An 18,894-nucleotide genomic window follows, 5' to 3' on the forward strand; every position below is an offset into this window, starting at 1 on the left:
CGCGCGCTTGAGCCGGCGGGGCAACCCTGCTGTGATGCGCACATGAACGGGTCCACAGCAGCGCACGCCATGGCCGGGCCGGCATGACACTGCGCAACATCGACGCGCTGTTCCACGGTCGCGACGTGGCAGTGCTGGGTTCGCCGGAAGACGACGCCCAGCGCCAGCTCGTGGCCAACATCGAGGCCTGCCTGCCGGCCGAGCGGCTCCGTTACGACCTCCCGAAGGCCGGCACCGGGGACGACGACGGCCTCGATCTCGCGGTGATCCTGTCCGACGCCTGGGCCCAGCCCCGCACCGTGGACGCGCTCGGCGCCGCGGGCTGCCGGGCGCTGCTCTGGGCCGCGGCGGAGCGCGTGCCCACCCGGGCGCTGCAGGCCGCGCGGCCCTACAACCTGCGCGTGCTCGGCGGCCGCTCGGCGGGTGTGTTCGACACCAAGGCCGGGCTCAACGTCAGCACCCTGGCGCTGGAGCCGCGCGCCGGCCGCGTGGCGCTGATCACCCAGTCGCAGTCGCTGGCCGCCGCCGCGCTGGACTGGGCGCTGGGCCGCAACATCGGGTTCTCCTGGATGGCCTGCTCCGGCTCCGAGGCCGACATCGACGCCGCGGACCTGCTCGACTACGCCGCGCTGGACCCCCAGACCCGCGCGGTCGTGCTCCAGATCGGACGCATCCGGTCGCCGCGCAAGTTCATGTCAGCGGCGCGCGCGGCCGCCCGCGTCAAACCCGTGCTGGTGCTGCAGACGCGGCGCGCCGTCGAGGGCGGCCCCCAGGGCCCCGACCGGGCGCGCTCGGCCGCCTTCGCCCGCGCCGGCCTGGTCGAATGCGAGAATCTCGGTGGCCTGTTCGACGGCCTGGCCGCGCTCGAACTGCTGCCCGCGGTGACCAACAGTCGCGTCGCGGTCCTGGGCAACGGCGCCGGCGCCTGCGCCCTGGGCACCGACGCCCTGTATCGCCAGGGGCTCACGCCGGCGCGCCTGAACAGCGCGCCGCGTCAGCGCATCACCGAGGCCGCACCGACCGCCAACGACACCGGCCTGGCGATCGACCTCGGCCGCGCCGACATCGAGACCACGCTCGCGGCCCTGCGCGCCGCGGCCGCCGACGACAACGCCGACGCCCTGCTGTTCGTGCACAGCCCGGTCGCCGGGCAGCCGCACGAACCCATGGTGGCGGCGATCGCCGATGCCGAGATCAGCCCGCGGCTGATGACGGTCTGGCTCGGTCTGCACACCGCACAGCCGGCCCGGCGGGCCAGCGCACTCGCCCGGCTGGCGACCTTCGCCTCCGCCGACGAGGCCGTGCGCGCGGTGCGCTATCGCGCCCAGTACCGCTTCACCCAGGAGCTGCTCACGGCGACACCGCCGCCCGACCCCTCGGTGACCGCGGACGTGGACCGACAGCGCGAGCGTCTCGCCCTGCTGACCGCCGACAACGTGGAGTGGCTGTCCACCGACGAGACCCTGCATCTGCTCACCGCCTACGGCATCAGCGGCCAGACCGAAGCGCCGGCCGCGCTGCAGATCCACATCCGCGCGACCCGCCACGCCGAGCTGGGCATGGTGCTGAGCGTGGCCGACGAAAGCGTCGGCCTCGCCCCGGCGTACGGCTTTCCGCCGCTGGACACCCTGCTGGCGCGGCGCATGCTGGAGACCGCCAGCGCCGGGCGCCTGCTGGGCCCGCGTGCCGCGGTCGACGCGCTGGCACGGGCGCTGGTGCGCATCGGCAAGCTGGTGGCCGATCTGCCGCAGGTCGCACGCATCGACCTGCGCCTGGCCGCCGGCGCGCAGGGCCGGCTGCACGCGCCCACCGACAGCCTGATCGAACTCACCCGGACCCCGCTGCCCGAACGCGACCGGCTGGCGATGTCGCCCTATCCGGCGCGCATGCGTCACATCGTCACGCTCAAGGGCGACGTGCGTTACATCGTGCGCGCCATCCGGCCCTCCGACGAGCCGGCCGTGCTCGATCTGCTGGAAAGCCTCAGTCCGGAGGAGATCCGCCTGCGGTTCTTCAACTACATCCGCCACTTCTCGCACGACATGGCCGCCCGCATCACCCAGGTCGACTACGACCGCGAGGTCTCGCTGGTGGTGAGCACCGTCAACGACCCCGAGGCCCTCGCCGGCATGGGCACCATCATCGCCGACCCCGACGGTCACGAGGCCGAATTCGCGATTCTCGTGCACCGCAGCCACACCGGCCGCGGGCTGGGACGGCATCTGCTCGACTGCCTGCTCCGCCAGGCCGGCGCCCGCGGCATCGACATCGTCTACGGCGATGTCCTCGCCCAGAACAAGCCGATGCTCGCGCTCTCCCGCGATCTGGGCTTCAAGGTGCGGCGCTCGCTCGACGACCCCGGCAGCGTCCGCGTCGAGATTCCGGTGCCGGACTACACCCGCCGCATCGCCTGATCCGCACCTCGCCGGAATGCTGTTAGGATCGGTCTGCATTCGACAATCCGTGACCATGGCCTGCTGCTGCAACGAAAACGATGCCGACATCGCCGCGCTCCGGCGTAACCAGGCGCGCGTGCTCTGGGCGGTGCTCGCGCTCAACGTCGTCATGTTCGTCGGCGAATTCACCGCGGGCTGGCTGGCACAATCCACCGCCCTGCTGGCCGACTCGCTGGACATGCTGGGCGATTCGCTGGTCTACGCCCTGAGCCTGTTCGTGATCGATCGCGGTGGCCGCGCCAAGGCCGGCGCGGCCGGCTTCAAGGGCAGCATCATGCTCGCCTTCGGCCTGATCGTGGCCGCGGACGTGCTCTACAAGGCGTTTCACGGCGCAGCGCCCGTCTCCGCGATCATGGCTGTCGCGGGCACGCTGGCGCTGATCGGCAATATGACCTGCCTGATCCTGCTCACGCGTCACCGCGGCGACGACGTGAACATGGGCTCGGCCTGGATCTGCTCGCGCAACGATCTGATCGCCAACAGCGGCGTCATCCTCGCCGCCGGGCTGGTCGCGCTCACCCAGAGCGTCTGGCCGGACATCATCATCGGCGGCGTAATCGCGGCCGTTTTTCTGCGCTCGTCGATCGGCGTGCTCGCAGACGCGTTCGCCCACTGGCGCCAGGCCGGCGACACGCGCGATGTCGGCCGCGCACCCGGCCCCGGCTGATCGGCCGCCGGCCTCTCCGCGCGCACCCGGCGGAACCGGGCACCCGTGGGCCGAAGACGAGCGCCGAACGTCCGTGTAACGCGAACGCGGGTCGCCGGCCTACGGCAGCCGAATCCGGGCCGAGTTGCCGCGCCAAAAGCGCGTGTTGCGGCCCGACGCGTTCCCGCCGGCGATCATCGCCGGGCCGACGGTCTGCAGCCGGTGCGGAGGACAGGTGGAAACCCACGACGTGCGGCGGGTCTCGTCGACTGGTGCCCCGGGCAGGATTATTCGCGGCTGCGCCACTCACCCTCCGGGCCCGCGCACAAGGCGCGGTTCGGTCCGCTGCGCGGACCGTCGAACCTGACTTGTCAATGTCGCAGGTTCGAATGCTTGTTCGAAAAACCACAGGAAAGCGTCGGCTCCCGCCGACCCTTTCCTGTGGTGCCCCGGGCAGGATTCGAACCTGCGACCTGCCGCTTAGGAGGCGGCTGCTCTATCCTGCTGAGCTACCGGGGCTGCGACGGGCGTAGCCTACCGCAGCCGTGTTGATAACTCGACCGTCGAGGGCACCGCGGACGTGGCGTATGCTCCGGCACGACTTCAACAGGGGCCAAGGCATGAGCGACAGCGACGCGCACCTCGACAGCCACCTGCGCATCGGCGGCACGCGGGCGATGATCGGCGGCGCGCGCATCGCGCTGCTCGAGCAGATCGCGGCGACCGGGTCGATCTCGGCCGCGGCGAAGGCTGCGGGTCTGAGCTACAAGGCGGCCTGGGATGCCGTCGCGGCGATGAACAATCTGGCCGACACCGCACTGGTCGAGCGCGTCACCGGCGGGGTCGGCGGCGGCGGCAGTCGGCTCACCGAGCGGGGCGCGCGGCTCGTACGGACCTATCGCGCCGCGGAAGCCGAACAGGCACGCTTCATGGCGCGTCTTAACCGCCGTGTACGACACCTGACCGACGACATGGACCTAATGGGACGGCTCGCCATGACCACCAGCGCTCGCAATCAGCTTTTCGGGCACGTGGAACAGATCACGCACGGCCGGGTCAACACCGAGGTCGAGGTTGGCCTGCGCGGTGGTGACCGGCTCGCCGCCATAGTCACCCGGACGAGCGCGGACAATCTCGGACTCGAGATCGGCGTGCCGATCACGGCGCTCGTCAAGGCGTCGTGGGTGATCGTCGCCGCGGGCGACCTCTCGAATGCACGGCTGTCCGCGCGCAATCGCCTCGCCGGCACCGTCGCGAGCGTGACCACCGACGACGTCAGCGGCGAGATCGTGATTCGCCTGCCGGGCGGCATGACGCTCGCCGCGACCGTCACCCGCGACTCGTCCGACACGCTCGACCTCGAGGCCGGCGATACCGCCACCGCCCTGTTCAAGGCCTCGAGTGTGATCCTCGCCCAGGGCGACTGACGCCCGCCCGCCCCCGCTGCCGCGCATCCCGACTCTCGCGCGGCACACCACAGGACCGTCGCCCAACCGGCGCTAAACGGGTCGGCCGATATCGCCGAATGTCTTCGCCCATCGGCGCAAAATGTTGCGCCGCACCACTTGAAAGACAGACATTCGGCGCTAGTATCCGTGGCAGACACGCAATACGACTTTCGTATAACGCCGGCCAAGCGGCCGATGGGCCGAAGGTCGAGGGAGCAAGAACATGCCACATCGCAGTCTCATCCGGATCGGCACGTTTGCCGTCGTCGCCGCACTTGCCGGGTTTTCCGGTACCGGTTTCGCGCAGTCCAACGCACTGCGGGCGCTCGACAACACCCAGGCCGAAACGAGTGCCGCCGGGCGCGCGGCAAGCCATCCGATGGCCGAGGAGCTGGCCGCATCGATCGATGCCTACAATCGCAACGCCGGCGCGGATAAAGTGACCGGCGACAGGGACGCCGACGCGGCGGCCGCTATTCTCCAGAACAACGGCGAAGCCCGCCAGCTTGCCCATGAGCTGGACGAATACAACGCGCGCGCCGGCAACAGCCTCGTACCCGATACGCGAGTAACGGATAACGCGGACGGCCACGCCCCCTACGAGACCGCCGACGCCCTGGCCACACGCCTGACCCGCTACAACGAGACCGGCGGCAGCCTGGCGCATCGCGGCCAGTGAGCCCTTCCGGGGGCGCGGACGATCCGCGCCCCCGACGTGTTCCACGTCGCCGTCCGGCCACAGGCAACCTCGTGGTGGCCGGCACCTCAAGTCACCATGGGCCACCCGCTTCAGGCATCATCGCGGGTGCATAACAACAAATGGAGACACATCATGCTCAATCCCAAGGCCTTATGCCGCGCCCGCGTCGGTCCGACACTCGGCGTCGCGCTGATCGGCCTGTCCGGCATGCCCGTCGCGGCTCTCGCGGATGATACAGCCGCCCGGACGAGTGACCAGACGAGCCAGCTATCGGAGGAAGTCGAGCGCTTCAATGAAAGCGGTGGCGCCCTCGAGCCGGGCCGAAACGCCGAGCCGCAGCCGGACGCCGCCGAAGAGATGCGGCAACAGGGCGGCACTGCTGGCAGCGAGACGGCAGAGAACCTCTCGGAAGAGATCGACGCCTATAACAGCAGCGGGGGCTCGATGGAGGCCACCGACCCCGCGCGCGTCGGTACCGAGGACAGCGCCGACGCCACGGTATCGACCGGCGGTCACCCGGATCACTCCAAGGCCGAGGAGCTTTCGAAAGAACTGGAGCGGCACAACAAGAACCGCTGACACCCGCACGGCGATTGGCCGGTCGACCACCGCGGGCGACCGGCCGCGCCCCGGGCCGAGGTGCCACGATCTTCCGGTGGCCCTTCGACCACACGATACGTTCGTTCCCGCATTCGCGCCGCGATGCTCTGTCGATCGCGACCAATATGACGCGCGCACGTCAAGACAACGATGCGCCCACCGCTCGCCGCGGGTGCGACCCGCGTGCCGCACGAGCGATCCCGCCCGGCTATGCCCCCGGGCCAGCCGGCTTCACGGGGCGAGCGTGAGACGATCCCGCGGATCAGGCCGACGTCCGGAGACATGCTCGACGACGGCCACGTTGCGCCCGACGAGCTGTGTGACGCGCACACGACCGTCCTCGGCCCCGGGGTTCCATGCCACGGGCCGCCCGCCGGGCGCACGCACCACCGACCCCTCGCCGTGGACGATCAGCGTGTCACCGACCGTCAGCCCGGACTCGCGGCCCGCGCTGACGTACATGTCCTCGTCCTCGGTGAGCGCGAAGGTGTGGGTGAACCAGGGCGCGATCGCCAGGCGATCCGCCGCAAGATCGAGCAGATGCTCGCTCCAGACGGCGACATCGCTGCCGGGCGCGCCCGCCTCGTCCGCATCGGCTCGGTCGAATTCGAGCGTTGTCGACGACGTGTCGTATTCGACGCCGAAATCGGTGTCCAGCATCCGCGTTTCGACCGAGGCCGAGCCGGCACGACTCTGACCCGGGTCGAGAACGACCAGCAGACGCACGCCGGGGAAGATCGACAGCAGTTTCGGGCATTCCTGTGCGGTATCGGCCGGGCAGGCATCCGTTCCGGCCACGGCGTCGTCCAACTCACCGGGTTTGACCAGCGCGATGCCGTGATCGGCGGCGCGACGGTCGAGTGCGTTGATGAGCCGGTAGGCGGCCAGCGACCCGCGGGACTCCGGCGCGATGTAGACCCCGATCCGCGGCTGCATGCCCGTGGCTGCGGCGGCATCGATCGCGTGCGAGGAATCGGACGAAGCCGCCGCGACCGTGGCGGCGCCGCGCCGAGCGGACCGCTGGCTCGCAGCGGTCTGTTCATCGGCCTCGGCAGCGTCTGAACGCGCTCGCGCGATCCAGCGCTCCCAGAAGGGCGTTTCCCAATCCGTCGACTCGTAGCCGAACGCGGCATCCGAATCCGCAAGCGCCATGCGGCCGTCATCGGCCGCCACCCGCTCGTCCGGGCCGCTGGCACAGCCCGCCGCCAGACCCGCACCGGCGAGCACCAGCAGGCCGCACCATCCTCTAGCCATTCGCTTCAAAACATCGACTCCCTGCAAACGAAGACGGCCCCGCGCACGGGGCCGTCGTCCACGTTACGCCGGCTTAGAACTCGACGCCAAGATTCACGCTTCCAGCGAGTACGCGATCATCCGCGAAGCTGCCGCCGTTGGGCAGTCCGCCGAGCAGACTGTTGCCGCTGAGCATGCCGACATCGTTCTCCTCCAGCATGCCGAGCGTCGCCCAGGTGCGCACCACCTCGTTGAGCTGATAGCTCGCCTGCAGGTCGTAGACCATGCTCGAGTCGCTCCCGCCGCCGGTCCCGGCGACGTCGGGCACATCGATATCGAGCACGCCCACGGCGCCGCGCAGGGCGAATTTCGGCGTGACGTCATAGCCGACGCTGCCGATGTAGAGGGACTGATCGTAGCCCTCGCGACCCAGATAGCCGCCCATGCGATACACGCTGGTCGGATTGGCGGTGGACTCGGGGCTGGAGTTGATCAGGCTGGAGTAGGTATCGAAGCCGGAGGAGATCAGACCGCCATCACGCGCGCCCACGAACTGGGCCCGCAGCTGGAAGTCGTTCACATCCGCGCCGAGGCGGAAATAACCGGAAAGCGAATCCTCGGTGAAGTAGTCGCCATCCGCCGGCGTCTGATTCGCGTTGACGTTGCCGTTCTGGATGTAATTCCCGCCGAAGGTCACGTCCAGCGGCCCGAGCGCACCCTGCATGTAGGGCGAGAAGATGTTGACGTTCGACAGCGCATAGACGTTGCGGACAGTGCCGACCGAGCCAGGCGCCAAGATCGGGTTGCCATCGGCATCGATGCCGGTGACCGCGGGCTCATCGTCCACGAGGTCGCCGTTGTAGCTGTTGAGGTAATGCACCCAGAGCATGCCGAACGACCAGCCGCTGTCGCCCAGCGGCGCGACGAAGCCGGGAAAGATCTGGTCGCCGTTGTCCTCGTTGTAGAAGCTGTCGTTGTCCTGACGCCGATCGTAGCCGAGGATCAGGTCCACCCCGCCGAGCTTGGTCAGGAACAGCGCACGGTCACGCCGATCGTCGCAGACGAGAAAGCAGTTGTTCCAGTTGCTTTCCTGGCGGCCGACGCGGAGCAGGCCGAAGCTGAAGGGAATCTGCACGAAGCCCAGGTCCAGGCGCACGTTGTCGCCGTTATTATCGGTGTTGAACGCCTGGCTGCTGGTGGTGGTGTAGTTGCGGGCGTCGCCGCTCCAGCGGTCGCCGGCGAGTTCGACGCGGGTATGCACCTCGACGCCGGACTCCTCGTGCTTGAAATCGGCGTTGACGCGCAGGTAGTGCGCGAAGCCGTTGTCGTTCTTGTCCGGATCGGTCTGGTCGTCCAGCCGCTGGCCGTCCGCCGTGGTCGGCGCCGCCTGCGCGAACGAGTCGGACTCCACGTAGAAACCGGTCGCCCGGTAGTCGACGCCGAAGTCGGTCTGGATCTCGGCCTGGGCCACGGGCACGGCGGCCATGGCCAGCAGCGTCGCCGCCAAGCCGTTGCGGGCCAGCCGCGCGCCGTCGAACTGGCGATCGCGCGACACGATACGCCTGGTTGCATTAGTCATCGTCTGTATCCCCTCCGGTCTCGCGGCGATGCCGCCTTGTTATGTCGGGTTGTCCGCGCCCCGCACAGCGGGGTCGCAAGCGCCGTGTGCGGCGATTGCGGATCGGCGTACCCTCGAACCGAACCGCGCCCGGCCGTGGGACGGGCGGATACATCGCTGCACCGTGCGGCGATCCGCTCCTGATCGAATCGCCACTCCCTGTTTAGGGCATTTGCGCCGGCACCGCAACGATTTTTCGACACACTGTTTCACTTTTCCGACTAAGGTCTAAAGCGCGTCGCAGTCGCAACAGGAAACGGCAATCCCGCCACGCGGGCACCGCCGGGGGCCGTATATGCAAAAAAGCGTTTCGCAAACCGTACGATAGCGCGCCCGCGGGGTGTCCTGCGCACGGCCGCCCCCCGCCGCTCACACGCACGCGTATCGAGGCCCGCCGAGTCCCGCCACGCCGCGAATCGGCCTGCCGCGCCCGCAGTCGCGCGGCATGCGCAGACCCGCCGACGCCGATCGCAGGCGATTCCGCCACCAGACCCACCGGCTCGCAACATGACCCGGCACCCGCGCTAGACTCGGGCCTCGCCGCGGCCGCTGCCATCGATACAGTTCGTCATGTTCTATCTCTATCACCACAACGATCTGGGTCGGCTGGCCGAGCTGCTCGGGGCCCTGCGCCTGGCGCGCCCGGCCTCGCCGCTGGCCACCGATACGCTGCTCGCGCCCAATCAGGGCATCGGCCGCTGGCTGGCGATCCAACTCGCCGAAAGCGAGGGTATCGCCGCCAATCTGGATGTCGAGCTGCCCGGCGGCTGGATCTGGAAACTGCTGCGCGAGGTCGAGCCGGCCGCGCCGCGCGGCCAGCACTTCGAGGCGGACTGCCTGCCCTGGCATCTGTATGCCGCGCTGCCCGCGATGGCGCGCGAGATTCCGGCCGTCGCCGACTATCTCGGCGAACCGGTCGACGAAGTGCGCCGCTACCAGCTCGCGCGCCAGCTCGCCGACGTGTTCGACAAGTACCTCGTCTATCGCGCCGACATGCTCGCGCGCTGGGAGGCCGGCGACACGCCCGCCACGAATCCGGGTCGCTGGCAGGCCCAGGTCTGGCGCTGGCTCACCCAGCCACAGCGCCTGGGGCGTACCCATCGCGCCCGCGTGCTCACCGACTTCATCCAGCGCCTGTCGCACGACACCGCCCTGCAGGCGCGCGTGACCGCCTGGTGCCCCGCCCAGTTGTACTGCTTCGGGCTGGTCGCGCTCGCGCCCGATCACCTGCGCCTGCTGTATGCGCTGGCCGAGCATATCGACGTGCATTTCCTGCTGCCGAACCCGAGCGAGGCCTACTGGGGCGACATCACGGCCGGGCGCCTGAGCCTCGAGCTGCCCGCGTCGGAAGACGCCGACGCGAATGCCCTGCTGCCAGGCGAAGCCGCGGTCGAAGCCGGCCACCCGCTGCTCGGCGCGCTCGGACGCATGGCCCGCGACACCCTGCGCGTGCTCTATTCCGACGAGTTCACCGGCATGATCGAGCCCGAACTCGGCGCGCTCATGGCCTACGACATCCCCGCCCGCGACACCCTGCTGCACCGCATCCAGGCCGATATCGTCGAGCTCGACTGCAGCGACCCGCCCCAGGGCATGGCCGACGACGACACCTCGCTGGAGGTGCACGCCTGCCACAGCCCGCTGCGCGAGATTCAGGTCCTGCAGGATCAGCTCCTCGACCGGCTGGCCGCGGACGACCGGCGCGTCGCCGCCGGCGAGATCGCGGCCGACGAGCGCCTCGCCCCGCGCGACATCATCGTGATGCTGCCGGACGTCGCCGCCTACGCGCCGGCGATCGAGGCCGTGTTCGGCGGCGCGCCGGCCGATCGCTACCTGCCGTTCGGCCTCGCCGACCGCGCGCGCTCGGCTGCGCACCCGATCGTGACCTGCGTCACGGCCCTGCTCGATCTGCCGCTGTGGCGCTGGGAGGCGAGCGCGCTGCTCGACCTGCTCGCCGTGCCCGCGGTCATGCGTCGTTTCGGCCTGTCCGCAGGCGAGCTGGACGCGATCACCGACTGGGTCGGCGCCGCCGGCATCCGCTGGGGGCGCAACGCGCGCCACCGCGCCGATCTCGGCGCCGGCGCCTTCGAGCAGAACAGCTGGCGCTTCGGCCTGGACCGGCTGCTGCTCGGCGTGGCCCAGGCCGACGACGAAACGCTGACCGACGGCGTCGCGCCCTGGTCGGACCTGGAAGGCGGCATCACCGCCGCGCTCGGCAAGCTCTGGCGCTTCGAGCAGACCCTGGCGGAGACCGCCGATACGCTCGCACAGGCGGCCGAGCCCGGCGTCTGGCAGACGCGGCTCAACCAGCTCGTCGATCGGCTCGTGGCACCCGCGCCGGACGCGCCCGACGAGCAGCGCGCCGTCGACGGCCTGCGCAAGCTGTTCGCCCAGTTCGAGGCCGCAGAAAGCTGCACCAGCGAGATCCCGCTCAGCCCGGCGCGCGATACGGACCCGACGCGACCGGACCGCACGATCTCCTGGGCCGCGGTGCGCGACATGCTGCGCGCCTCACTGGAAACCGCCAGCGAGCGTCAGCCGTTTCTGGCCGGCGGTATCACCTTCTGCGGCATGGTGCCGCTGCGCGCGGTGCCGTTTCGCATGGTCTGCGTGCTGGGCATGAACGACGACGCCTTTCCCCGCCAGGACCACGGGCGCGCGTTCAACGTGATGTTCCAGAACCCGCGCCTGGGCGATCGCAATATCCGCGACGACGACCGCCTGCTGTTCCTGCAGGCGCTGACCGCCGCGCGCGACGTCTTCTATATCAGCCATATCGGCCAGGACGTTCACACCGGCGAGGCGCTGCCGCCCTCGCCGATCGTCGGCGAGACGCTGGAATTCATCCATCGCCATTATTTTCGCGACTGGGACAGCAAGGCCTTTCGCCGCCGGCTCATCCACGAGCAGCCGATGCAGCCGTTCTCGGTGCGCTATTTCTCGCCGGTCGAGCCCGACCCCCGCGTGTTCACCTTCGCCGGCGACTGGCGCGATGCCACCCGCGCGGCGGTCGGCGCCCGCGCGCAGCGCACGCCGCTGCTCGACGACAGCCGCGCACCTCGGCACGAGGCCATCGAAGCGATCGATCTCGACGGCCTCAAGCGCTTCTTCGACCACCCGCCGCGGGCGTTCTTTCGCGAACGCGTGAAGCTCGATCTGGAGATCGAGGACCGCCGCGTCGACGACGCCGAACCGATCGCGCTCGACCCGCTGGCGGCATCCGCCCTCCGCCAGCGCCTGTTTGACAGCGCCCGAGCCGCCGAGCATGCCGAGATCGACCCCGCGCCCAGCGATCTCGAACGCGCCCGCGGTACCCTGCCCCCGGCGCCGCTGGCCGACCCCAACTACGCCGCCGAAGCCGAGGCCGTGAACGCCCTGCTGCCGATCGCGCAGGCCTGGCAGGCCGAGGGGACGCCGGACACGGTCGACATCCAGCTCGACGATATCGCCGGGCTGCGGGTGACCGGGCGCGTCGGCCAGCTCTGGCCGGGCGCGCTGCGGCGCCTGCGCACCGGCAAGCTCAAGGCGCGATTCCGGCTGCGCTACTGGATCGACTATCTCGCCGTGGTCGCCGCCGGCCACGACGTGACGCTGGAGCTGGCCGGCTTTTCGCCCAAGCCGAAGGACATGTCGCTCGCCCGCTACGTCGCGGCCGTGGACGCGGCCACGGCGCGCGCCGAACTCGCCGAGCTCGTACGCCTGTATCTCGCCGGCCAGGAACAGCCGCTGGCCTATCACCCGGACCTGGACGACGCCTACGATCCGGAGCAGAACAAGGCCTTCGAGAACGTCTCCTTCCGCTTCAAGCCCGGCGCGCACGTGCCGCACCACCTCACGCGCGATCCCTATTTCGCGCTGCTGCTCGGCGACGCCGACGCCCCACTGGGCGACAACGAAACCGACAGCCCCTTCATCCAGGCGATCGAGGCGGTCTCCGGGCCGATGAACGCCCACCTGTGCCCGCCGCCGGATGACCCGGCCGCGGCCAAGGGCTGACCGGCACGGCGGCGTCCGCCCGCGCCGCCTCGCCGCCGAACGCCGCTGCCATGACATCGCCTCCGGCGCCGATGGGAGCGCCCGGAACACGGCGGGCCACGGGCGTGGCTACGGCGCGTCACGCAACGCTGCCCGGCGCCCGCTCGGTCGCAGCGAGCGGGTGCGGGCCGCGTCGATACGTGGATCGCACGGGCGTCCGACCGCGCCTGACGCTCGCCCCTGCTCGGGCGAGATCGACAGGCCACTTTGCAAGGCCGCGCGAAGGCGCTAGTTTGCGCCGCTGATCATTCACCGCGCCCGCCGCCGGAAGGCGGCGCAACGCACCGTAAGGACCCGGGACCGCCGCATGCGACTGTTCCTGTTCATTCTCGTTGTCCTGGCCGGGCTGACGCTATGCGGCGCCAGCCTGCTCCCGCTGATCGACAGCGACCGCTGGTGGGTGCGCTTCGCCGATTTTCCGCGTCTGCAGCTGGCGATCCTTCTCGGCGCGCTCGTTCTCGTCTCCATGACCTTTCTGCGGCGTTACCCGAAGACGGCGGCCAGCCTGATCGTGGCCATGCTGATCGTGATCGTGCATCACGCCGTCGTGCTCTGGCCCTATCGGCCGACCGGCAGCCGCTTGGCGCAGCAGAACTGTCCGAGCGAGGGGCGGCTGTCGGTGATGGTCGCCAACGTGCAGCTCAGCAACAATCCGAACGGCCGCCTGCTCGAACAGGTTCACCGGGCGCGGCCGGACGTGCTCCTGATCCTGGAGGCCAACGACGACTGGACCGAAGCGCTCGCGCCACTGGCCGAGACCATGCCCCACCGGCAAATCCACACCACGGGCTCGTACTTCGGCATCGCGCTCTACTCGCGCCTGCCGCTGGTCTCGCCCGAGGTGCGCTATCTGGCCGGGCAGAACACCCCGCAGATCGTCACCGGGCTGGAGCTGCGCACGGGCGAGGTGGTGGATTTTCTCGGCGTGCATCCGCGCCCGCCGCATCCCTCGCAGTCCGCGCTCGGGCGCGACGCGGTGCTGCTCAAGGCCGGCCTGCTGCTGCGCGACGCCGACCGCCCCGGCGTGATCGCGGGCGATCTGAACGCCACGCCGTGGGAGAGCGCGGTCGGCGACATGCAGCGTCTCGCGCGGCTGGTCGACCCGCGGGCGGGCTACGGTTACCTGCCCACCTACGACGCCAATTCCTGGTGGATGGCCTGGCCGCTGGATCATGTGTTCTACGAAAGCGGCTTCGCGGCCACGCGACTGGCGCTGGGCGAGCGCTTCGGCTCCGATCACTATCCCTATATCGCCCGCCTGTGTCGCGTCGAACCCGGCCGCAGCGACCCGCCGGGCACCGCCGATCCGAAGCTCGTCGAGCAGGCGCGCAGCGTCATTCAGCGGGCGCGTCGCCAGGCGGACAAGCAGCGCGCGGACGACGGCGCGGGCTGATCCGCACCGGGCGCCGGGTCGCGAACTGACCCGAGCGCCGCGCTAGACTGGCGGCCACGCGTACGCCAGCGATCGACACGATGCCCTGCAGCCAACCCGCTCCATTGCTCCAGCCTCCGGTCGTGCCCGCCCGTCGCGCCGGAGGCCGTTCGACAGTCCGACCGACTCGCGACGGCGCCTCGTCCGCGCCCGTGGTCCGTTCCGCATGAGCGACGCGCCGCACAACCGCGACTTCGACACCGCCACCCTGCCGCTGCGCGGGCTGCGGCTGATCGAGGCGAGCGCGGGCACCGGCAAGACCTTCAGCCTCGCCGGGCTTTATCTGCGCCTGATCGTCGAACAGGGCGCGAGCGTGCGCGACATCCTGGTGATGACCTTCACCCGCGCGGCCACCCAGGAACTGCGCGAACGCATCCGCGCGCGCCTGGCCGACGCCGCGCGCATCGCCCACGCGCCCGAACACGCCCGCCCCGGCAACGCCGAGCACGCCTTCACCGTGCGCATCCTCGCGCACAGCGACGAAGCGCGCGCGGCGCTGGCGCGCCGGCTGGCCGACGCCGCCGCCCGCGTGGACGAGGCGACGATCGTCACCATCCACGGCTTCGCCCAGCGTGCCGCCACCGAGAACGCCTTCGAATCCGCGCTCGCCTTCGACCGCGGCGAGGCCATCGACGACCCCAGCGTCTACCGCCAGGCCGCGACCGACTACTGGCGCGAGCACGTCTTCGGCGCCGCCGAGGCCGGCGACGTGCTCGCCCTATGGCCGAACCCGAACGCGCTCTACGCCGAGATCGCGCCGGTGCTGGTCCGTCCGCACGTCCGGCTCGCGGGCATCGACCATACGCGTCTGGCCGAACTGCAGACCGAGCTCGCGCGCACCTGGCCGGGCAGCGCCGAGCCGCTGGCCGCGGCCCTTGCGGAGGCCTTCGCCGCCGACGCCCTGCTCAAGAGCGGCGCCCTCTACAGGGCGTTGAGCGCGGCCGACGACATCGCCGAGCTCGTCGCCGATCTCGATGCCCGCATCACAGCGGCCATCGCCCACGAGCGCGTGCCCGCGCTGCCCGGCTGGCTGGCCGCGCTCGCCGACCCCGCGCGCCAGTTCAAGAAGACGCCGAAAAGCGCGAAAGCCTACGCCGAGCCGCTGGCCGATCTCGCCGCACTGCCCGTACTCGCCGAGCTGCAGCCGCTGGCCCGGCTGGTTGCGATCGAGCGGGCGGTCGCGGCGGTGCGCAGCCTCGCCGCCGCGCGCAAGATCGAGCGCCGGCAATACAGCTTCGACGATCTGATCGCCGCCCTGCATGCCGCACTCACCGCGCCCGAGACCGGCGCGCGTCTGGCCGCCGCACTCCACGCGCGCTGGCCCTATGCGCTGGTCGACGAATTCCAGGACACCGATCCGCTGCAGTACGCCAGCCTGCAGCGCATCTATCTGGAGGCGCCCGAGGGCGGGCCGCGCGAACACGGCGCGCTGCTGCTCATCGGCGATCCGAAACAGGCGATCTACGGCTTTCGCGGCGGCGATATCTATGCCTATCTCGCCGCTGCCCGGGCCGCGGACGAGGCGCGCTATACGCTGACCACGAACTTTCGTTCCACCCAGGGCGTGCTCGACGTCATCGAAGCGCTCTACAAGCTGCCCGAAGACAACCCCTTCCTGGTCGAGGCCATCGACTTCCCGCACGTCAAAGCCGGACGCACCGAGGGCGACCGGCGCCTGGTCGACGCCGACGGCCGTGAGCTGCCCGCGCTCGACGTCTGGAACCTGCACGGCGGCAAGGCCAGCAAGGGCGAGGACCGCCCGCTGCTGATCGCGCATACGGTCGCCGCCATCGGCCGGCTGCTGGACGGCGGCGCGCGGTGGCAACAGGCCGACGGCGGCCACGCGCCGCTCGCCCCGCGCGACATCGCGGTGCTGGTGAACAACAACTTCGAGGCCACCGCCCTGCAGGCCGAGCTCGCCCAGCACGGCATCATGGCCGTCTGCCAGCATCGGGATTCGGTGTTCGCCAGCGACGAGGCCGCCGATCTGCGTCTGATCCTGCGCGCCATTGCCCTGCCCGACGACGCCATGGCCGTACGCGCGGCCCAGCCGAGCGCACTGATCGGCAAGCGCCTCGCGGCGCTGATCGCACTCGCCGACGACGACCACGCCATGCAGCAGGCCATCGAGCGCTTCCACGCCCTGCACGAAAGCTGGCGCCGGCGCGGCGTGCTGAGCGCGCTGGAGGAGCTGTTCGTGGCCGCCGCCCCCGGCCTGCTCGCGCTCACCGACGGCGAGCGGCGCATGAGCAACTATCTGCAGCTCGGCGAGCTGCTGGCCACGGCCGAGGCCGAATGCTTCGGCATGGCCAGCGTCGTTCGCTGGCTGGACGACCATATCGCCGCCGCGGCCGACGGCACGAGCATGGCCGAGGACGCCAGCCAGCTGCGCCTGGAATCCGACGCGGATCTGGTGCGCATCACCACCGTGCACGCCGCCAAGGGCCTGCAGTACCCGATCGTGTTCATGCCGTTCGCGCTGTGGCTCGGCGCGCCCAGCTCGAAGAATCCGCCCGACAAGCCGCCGCTGATCTTTCACGACGACGCCGGGCGCGCGCGTATCGATCTCGTCGGCGACGACGAGGCGAACAAGACGCAGGCCGTGCTCGAAGCCCGCTCCGAGGCCCTGCGCCTGCTCTATGTGGCCCTCACCCGCGCCGAGCAGGCGCTCGTGGTGGGCTGGCGCGACGCGAAGGCCTCCCAGGACAGCGCGCTCGCCAACCTGCTCGCCCGCGACGGCGGCGCGGCCGACGACGCCCTCGCGCGGCTCGCGCAGGCGCATCCGGCCACGATCGCGATCACGCCCGTGGACGCCGAGCAGACCGCACCGCGCACCGCGCGCCGCCAGCCGATGGCCGCGGATACGCTCGTCGACGCGCGCAGCGACCTGCCCGCGGGGCGCCCGCGCTGGTCCACCTACAGCTTCTCGCGTCTGGCCCATGCGCCGGCCGGCGCGAAGACGCCCGACCTGCCCGAACCGGGCGCCGAGGACGAACTCGCCACCGCCCCGGCCGAAGCCGCGCCCGCCGACGACGCCGGCGAACTACCACGCCTGGACGAACGCCTGGCCGGCGTGCGCTTTGGCTCGGCCGTGCACGACGTGCTCGAAGACGCGCTCACCGACCGCGCCTACGCCCCGTGGCCGGCGCCGGGTGCCGCGCTGGGCGACGACCGGCAGCGCCTGGTCTACGACCGCCTGCGCCAGTACGGCCTCATCGCCGAGGACCGCGCCGACCCGCGCATCGCCGACACCGCCGCGCTCGTGGCGCGCACGCTGCACACGCCGCTGCCGGGCATCGGCCCGCTGGCGGGCGTCGAGCGCAGTCACCTGCTCGCGGAAATGGAGTTCATGCTGCGCCTGCGCGGCAGCCGCCTCGGCGCGCTCGTCGAAACGCTGCGCGGCGCCGGCTATCTGCCGGCCGCGCTCGGCGGCCACCCCGCGGCCACGCTCTACGGGCTGATGCAGGGCTTCATCGATCTGGTCGTGGAAGTCGACGGCGCCTACTTCATCCTCGACTACAAGACCAACCGCCTCGGCGACACGCCCGGCGCCTATCGCGACGACGCGCTCGAACGCGCGATCGCGCGCGCCCACTACGACCTGCAATACCTCATCTACACCGTCGCTCTGCACCGCCATCTGCGGCGCTGCCTGCCCGACTACGATCCGGCCACGCATCTCGGCGGCGTGCAGTATCTGTTCGTCCGGGCGATGGACGGCGAGACCACCGCCGGCGTGTTCCGCGACCGGCCGGATGTGGCCTTGATCGAGGCGTTGGACGCGTTGTTCGATGCCGAAGCCGTGGATCGGGGCGCGACGACGGCATGAGTCCGCGTGCGTACGTTGGTCGGCCTGGGGCGCAGGCCGTCAGCCGGCATTGCTGCGGCAGGGCCGGCGTCGAATTGCGACGGAACGCCCCGTGGACATCGCGCCGCGCGGCTGAGTCACAACTCGAACGGTTCGAGCCATCGGGTTTTCGGCAGTGACGAGTTTGTCGAACCTTTTGTTTCGCGCTGTTGCGCGACTCCCTTTCGTTTGCTCGTCCAAACGAAAGGAAGCAAAGGAAAAGACGCCCGGGTTGCGCGTCGGCGCGAAACGCGCCGGTGCCGTACGAGGCGCGGAGCAGGGCCTTCGCGGCGCACCCGCGATGCGACCGCCGGCGTTCGGCATGAGCCCCGAGACGACAACTCGTACGGCTCGCCCCGCCGAGGGTCGCATCCCACAGCTTCGCTGCGGGAAGACCCTGCTCCGCCTCTCGGGGCGATACTCCGATGCTCATGCCGAAGGGATGAGGCCAGAACTCACGTCGCTTTCGCGACGCTCGAACATGCTGGCCGCACCGGCGCAGTGCGCCGGACACCCTTCAGCACTGCGCTTCTCGTTCGCTCCACACGGGGCCCGAATACAGGCTCCCCGGTCCAATAAATCGAGCCTATACGGTGATTGCTCGACGCTCCGCGCAGGTGGCTTGGTGCATATCGGATTACGCCAATGGCTAATCCAACGGGTACAAAGCACGACCTTAAGCGAGCGACAGCGAAGCTTGTCTGTATTGGGCCCCTTGGGCGCAGCGCCGAGCAGCGCGGACCGCAAGCGGAAAAAGACGGCCGGATGTTTGAGCGTTAGCGAGTTTCCGGCCGTCCCGCTTGCGGTCCGCGATGGGAGGGCACCGATGCAAAGCATCGGCGCAAGACAGGGTGTCTTTTCCTTTGGTTACTTTCGTTT

Annotated in this window: 10 protein-coding genes and 1 tRNA gene; 8 read left to right on the forward strand and 3 right to left on the reverse strand. The window is 70.3% G+C overall.

What is annotated here, in order from left to right:
- Positions 1–83 precede the first annotated feature (83 nt).
- Both SAOR_RS01285 and SAOR_RS01290 read left to right on the forward strand, forming a co-directional pair.
- Positions 84–2,414 (forward strand): bifunctional acetate--CoA ligase family protein/GNAT family N-acetyltransferase, encoded by a 2,331-nt coding sequence (locus SAOR_RS01285; protein ID WP_123629855.1) that lies wholly within the window; start codon positions 84–86, stop codon positions 2,412–2,414.
- Between the two features lie 55 nt (positions 2,415–2,469).
- Positions 2,470–3,123 (forward strand): cation efflux transmembrane domain-containing protein, encoded by a 654-nt coding sequence (locus SAOR_RS01290; RefSeq protein ID WP_123629973.1) that lies wholly within the window; start codon positions 2,470–2,472, stop codon positions 3,121–3,123.
- A gap of 421 nt (positions 3,124–3,544) precedes the next feature.
- Here SAOR_RS01290 and SAOR_RS01295 read toward each other — a convergent pair.
- A tRNA-Arg gene (locus SAOR_RS01295) sits at positions 3,545–3,621 on the reverse strand.
- A gap of 101 nt (positions 3,622–3,722) precedes the next feature.
- On the opposite strand from SAOR_RS01295, the gene SAOR_RS01300 reads away from it, so the two are divergent.
- The 3 genes from SAOR_RS01300 (at position 3,723) to SAOR_RS01310 (ending at position 5,829) form a co-directional block, all read left to right on the forward strand.
- Entirely contained in the window at positions 3,723–4,529 is an 807-nt protein-coding gene (locus tag SAOR_RS01300; RefSeq protein ID WP_123629856.1) for a TOBE domain-containing protein, read from the forward strand.
- Positions 4,530–4,773: 244 nt separating this feature from the next.
- Complete coding sequence (locus tag SAOR_RS01305; protein WP_123629857.1) at positions 4,774–5,229, forward strand: hypothetical protein; 456 nt, start codon at positions 4,774–4,776, stop codon at positions 5,227–5,229.
- Between the two features lie 153 nt (positions 5,230–5,382).
- The gene (locus SAOR_RS01310; RefSeq protein WP_123629858.1) at positions 5,383–5,829 is read left to right on the forward strand and encodes a hypothetical protein; all 447 of its coding nucleotides are present in this window, start codon (positions 5,383–5,385) and stop codon (positions 5,827–5,829) included.
- Between the two features lie 252 nt (positions 5,830–6,081).
- On the opposite strand, the gene SAOR_RS01315 is transcribed toward SAOR_RS01310, so the two are convergent.
- On the reverse strand, positions 6,082–7,104 hold the full coding sequence (locus tag SAOR_RS01315; RefSeq protein ID WP_123629859.1) for a hypothetical protein: 1,023 nt from the start codon (positions 7,102–7,104) through the stop codon (positions 6,082–6,084).
- A 73-nt stretch (positions 7,105–7,177) separates the two neighbouring features.
- The gene (locus SAOR_RS01320) at positions 7,178–8,662 is read right to left on the reverse strand and encodes a hypothetical protein (RefSeq protein WP_185015502.1); all 1,485 of its coding nucleotides are present in this window, start codon (positions 8,660–8,662) and stop codon (positions 7,178–7,180) included.
- A 609-nt stretch (positions 8,663–9,271) separates the two neighbouring features.
- Between SAOR_RS01320 and recC the strand changes: the two genes are divergently transcribed.
- The 3 genes from recC (at position 9,272) to recB (ending at position 17,997) form a co-directional block, all read left to right on the forward strand.
- Positions 9,272–12,697 (forward strand): exodeoxyribonuclease V subunit gamma, encoded by a 3,426-nt coding sequence (gene recC, locus SAOR_RS01325; protein ID WP_123629860.1) that lies wholly within the window; start codon positions 9,272–9,274, stop codon positions 12,695–12,697.
- Between the two features lie 346 nt (positions 12,698–13,043).
- Entirely contained in the window at positions 13,044–14,129 is a 1,086-nt protein-coding gene (locus SAOR_RS01330; protein ID WP_123629861.1) for an endonuclease/exonuclease/phosphatase family protein, read from the forward strand.
- A gap of 205 nt (positions 14,130–14,334) precedes the next feature.
- Entirely contained in the window at positions 14,335–17,997 is a 3,663-nt protein-coding gene (recB, locus tag SAOR_RS01335) for an exodeoxyribonuclease V subunit beta (RefSeq protein WP_123629862.1), read from the forward strand.
- Positions 17,998–18,894: the final 897 nt, after the last annotated feature.

It is taken from the genome of Salinisphaera orenii subsp. orenii MK-B5 (assembly GCF_003788635.1).
GTDB classification, from domain to species: domain Bacteria; phylum Pseudomonadota; class Gammaproteobacteria; order Nevskiales; family Salinisphaeraceae; genus Salinisphaera; species Salinisphaera orenii.